The following is a 3,189-nucleotide window of genomic DNA, read 5'->3' as shown; positions in this document are numbered from 1 at the left end:
AGGGTTTCGATGAGTTGCGCACCCGCCTGTGTCGGAGCGACGCTGAGCGTCGTGCGGGTCAGCAACCTCATCCCGAGCCGCTCCTCGAGCCGGCGCACCGTTTGGCTCAGCGATGATTGGGACTGGCCTAGCCTGGCTGCGGCACGCGTGAAGCTGCGTTCCTCGGCGACCGCGAGGAAAACGTTGAGATCGCCAAGGTCGTTACGTCGCACTTATCACGCCACCTTATGGGTTCATACGCATTTAAGCATCTAAGCGATTGCCGCTCCAAACGCCAGATAGATCCCGGATGCCGCCGGCAACGTGGGCTGGTCGGTCAACAGCCTGTGGATGCTCGGCCTGTTCCTGGCCTGGCGGGGCGGCCTCTCGTCAGCGTGCTGGGTTAGGTGTACCATTTTGGCCAGTTTGGGTCCGGGGCAGGATGATGAATATCCCTCCATTGAACCGGAAACTGCTGGCGATCCTTGCGTTGGATATGGTCGGCTATTCAAAGGCGACCGAGATTGACGAAGCTGGCACCATCGGGCGCCTGAGAGCTATCCGGGCCGACGTAACCGATGCAGCGATCGCTCTGCATCAGGGTCGAATTGTCAAGCTGTTGGGAGATGGCGCACTTGTCGTCTTCGACAGCGTCGTCGATGCGGTGATCTGCGCAGCCGAAATTCAGAAAGCTGTGGCCGTTCGCAATGGCGGATTGCCGGAGCATGAGCGGATTGTGTTCCGCATCGGGATCAATCTTGGCGATGTGGCGCTGGTGGATGGCGATGTGTATGGCGACGGCGTCAACGTCGCCGCTCGCATAGAGCAACTGGCCGATCCGGGCGGGGTGATGGTGTCAGGTACCGCCTACGACCATTTGCAGGGCAAGCTTGATTGGCCACTCGATTTCGTCGGCGAGCAGCAGGTCAAGAATATCAACCGCCCGGTGCGGATGTACCGGGTGAGGCTCGATGGCAAGCGGGTGCACCGGACCTTACGCCAGGCGATGCCGCACTGGACCAGGACGGCTGCGGCGGCGATCGTGGTGCTGGCTCTGGTGGGTGGGGGGACCTGGTGGTTCTTTCAGCCCACGTCACTGGGGGGCAAGCCGTCGGTCGCGGTGCTGCCTTTCAATAATTATGGCGACGAGGCCAGCGGGCGTCTGGCCGATGGCTTGACTGAGGATATCATCACCGACCTTGCGCGGTTTCCCGAACTCGACGTCGTGGCCCGGAATTCGACGGAAGTCTACAAGGGCAAGCCGGTGGATGCCCGCCAGGTCGCACATGCGCTCCATGTCGGTTTCGTACTGGAAGGCTCCATCCAGCGGCAAGATGAGCGGGTGCGGGTCACCGCGCAGTTGATCGATGCACAAACCGGAAATCACCTTTGGTCGGATCGTTGGGACCGGCCCGCTGAGGACGTGTTCGCCGTCCAGACCGAGATCGCAGAGCAAGTCTCCAACCGTCTGGGCGGCGGCGTAGGGTTGATTCAAACGGCCGGGCGGGCCGCGGCCAAACGCAAACGACCTGAAAACCTGAATGCTTATGACTATTATCTGCTCGGGACCGAGAAGATTGAAAAGATCACCGTAGCCGATGAGCAGGAGGCAATCGCGCTTCTCAACCGCGCCATTGAGCTGGACCCCGGCCTGGCTCGCGCCTGGGTAGAACTCTACCATGCTCACGGTATATTGGCTGGCTTCGGTATCAATCCCGAGAGCGAGATCAAGGCGGCTGCCGATGTGGCCGAACACGCGGTGCGGCTCGATCCAGGCGACGCTGAGGCACACGCCGTGTTTGGGATGAGTCTCAGCCACAAGGGCGACAACGCCCGCGCCAAGGCCGAACTGGATACGGCTCTTCGTCTCGCTCCCGGTTCGTCCGAAATCCTGACATTCTATACCGGCTATGCGGCACGCTTCGGTGAACCCGAACGCGGCGCTCAGATGGTCGACCAGGTAATGCGGCTCGACCCGAACTATCCGATGTGGACGTCCAACTTCTTCGGCCCTGCCTATTTTATGGCCGGCCGGTATGAGGACGCGTTGAAGATGCTGGAGCGCATGACACCTGACAACTACGACCATTGGAGGTGGGTGGTGTTTAGCGGCTCCCTTGCGGCTCTGGGTCGGATGGATGAGGCGAATGCCGCGGTTAGGGAAACTCTCAAGCACTACCCCGACCTGACCGTCGAGAGCATGATCAATGAAGTCGGCTTGAGCACTAGTGAGCGCAGCCGGTTTATTGAAACGATGCCGCTCGCCGGCTTTCCGTCTTGCGCCAAGCCCGAGGCGCTGGCGAAACTCGCCAAACCTGTGCGGCTGCCGGAATGCGAGGCGCAGCCTCTCGGGCAGCCGTAGAACAGCCCGGCCATTGGCGGACCGCCGCCCATGGCGTTGCCCGTCCAACGCGGCAGCTATTGCCAATATGCCGCGAAGCTGGTGTCATCCCATTTGCACCACGGAGGTATGACGATGAAGCGATCCCATGGGCTCGCCCTGTTTTCCTCGACTCTCGTCCTGTGCGCTGCGGCTTCGGTTCCCGCGCCCGCAGCGCAGCCCGGCGATCCGCCAGCCAACATCGCCAAGATAGAAACGGTGGTCGTTATCTTCGCCGAGAACCGCGCCTTCGACAATCTCTATGGTCACTTCCCTGGAGCCGAGGGCATCGACCAGGCAAGCAAGGAAAGCCTGCAGCAGCGTGACCGTGACGGATCCGTGCTGTCCGAACTGCCGCCTGTCTGGGACGGGCTGACCGCCAAGGGCGTCACGCCGCCGGTGACGCAGGCGATGACCGAGCACCTTCCGAACACGCCGTTCACCGTGAACGACCCCAAGGGGTTCAACGTTCCGCTCAGCGTCGCAACGCACGATCTCTGGCACCGCTACTACCAGAACCAGATGCAGATCAACGGCGGCAAGAACGACATGTTCGTAGCCTGGGCCGATTCAGGCGCCATGCCGATGAGCAACTGGGACGCCTCCAAGACCGACATGTGGGCGGTGGCGCAGAATTACGTGCTGGCCGACCATTTCTTCATGGGCGGTTTCGGCGGTTCCTTTTTCAACCATCAGTGGCTGATCTGCGCCTGCGCGCCTTACTACGCGGATGCCGACAAGAACCCGGCCAAGCCGTCGATTTCGGTGACGGACGATGGCGGCACAGCGCTGAAGCTCGCCGACAATTCGCCGAAATCGGTGCGCGACGG

3 protein-coding genes are annotated in these 3,189 nt (G+C 61.6%); 2 read left to right on the top strand and 1 reads right to left on the bottom strand.

What is annotated here, in order from left to right; genetic code table 11:
• Positions 1 to 212: LysR family transcriptional regulator (locus EN738_RS32800; RefSeq protein WP_145967010.1), on the bottom strand; the 212-nt coding region annotated here is incomplete at its 3' end.
• A 212-nt stretch (positions 213 to 424) separates the two neighbouring features.
• Here EN738_RS32800 and EN738_RS32795 point away from each other — a divergent pair.
• Together EN738_RS32795 and EN738_RS32790 are read left to right on the top strand one after the other, a co-directional pair.
• The gene (locus tag EN738_RS32795) at positions 425 to 2,341 is read left to right on the top strand and encodes an adenylate/guanylate cyclase domain-containing protein (RefSeq protein ID WP_127287184.1); all 1,917 of its coding nucleotides are present in this window, start codon (positions 425 to 427) and stop codon (positions 2,339 to 2,341) included.
• A gap of 114 nt (positions 2,342 to 2,455) precedes the next feature.
• A partial coding sequence (locus tag EN738_RS32790; protein ID WP_281034338.1) for an alkaline phosphatase family protein occupies positions 2,456 to 3,189 on the top strand: 734 nt, incomplete at its 3' end.

The sequence above is a fragment of the Mesorhizobium sp. M4B.F.Ca.ET.017.02.2.1 genome, from assembly GCF_003998955.1.
GTDB lineage: Bacteria > Pseudomonadota > Alphaproteobacteria > Rhizobiales > Rhizobiaceae > Mesorhizobium > Mesorhizobium abyssinicae.
The sequence above is the reverse complement of the archived record's forward strand: the minus strand, read 5'-3'. Positions and strand labels throughout refer to the sequence as shown.

What these genes read in the sequence shown, in the direction of transcription:
- EN738_RS32795 (WP_127287184.1), top strand. Translation starts at nt 425, where the DNA reads ATGAATATCCCTCCATTGAACCGGAAACTGCTGGCGATCCTTGCGTTG.